Raw genomic sequence first — 556 nt, 5'->3', positions numbered from 1 at the left:
ATGGTCCTTGCCGCAATCACACCACGACAATCCCTTGTCCGGCATAGTCCAAACATCGGGTTTGATATGTGGTTCCAGATTCATGTTCATAAATTTCGCCTAGCTACTTCCTCTTGGGATGTCTCAAGATATACAGAGCCACCGACATTTTGGATAGAGATTCGTGATGCTCTTGGCAGTCGTCAGGGACATTGGCATAGTTAGTGTTCCAGAACCGTTGACTCCGGCAGCGGAGATAGTCGAGGAGAACCATGATCAACAAGCGTTCCCACCCCGATACCAGTGACGGTGCCCCACACCGGCAATGGAACGAGCTACTGCAAGAAATGCGTGTGATGCAGACCGGTGTGCAGATTCTCGCTGCATTCCTGGTGGTACTGCCTTTTCAAGCGCGATTTGAAATGCTCAGCCACAACGACGAGATTGTCTACATCATCTTGCTGGTGGCTGCGACCCTACTCATCTTGTTACTGATTACTCCGGTAGCCGTGCACCGTTATTTCTTTGGACAACGCCTCAAAGAGCAAACAGTGGCCTTGGGTCATATCGTGTTGAA

Annotated in this window: 1 protein-coding gene; it reads left to right on the top strand. The window is 50.2% G+C overall.

The annotated features are described in order from the left end of the window. Window positions 1–251: 251 nt before the first annotated feature. On the top strand, window positions 252–556 hold a 305-nt coding region (locus Q7C21_RS22710; RefSeq protein WP_375151197.1), incomplete at its 3' end, for a DUF6328 family protein.

The organism is Pantoea sp. ANP04 (assembly GCF_041982285.1).
In the GTDB taxonomy this organism is placed as follows: Bacteria; Pseudomonadota; Gammaproteobacteria; order Enterobacterales; family Enterobacteriaceae; genus Pantoea; species Pantoea eucalypti.
Note: the sequence above shows the minus strand (reverse complement) of the source record. Positions and strands in the feature narration are given on the sequence as shown.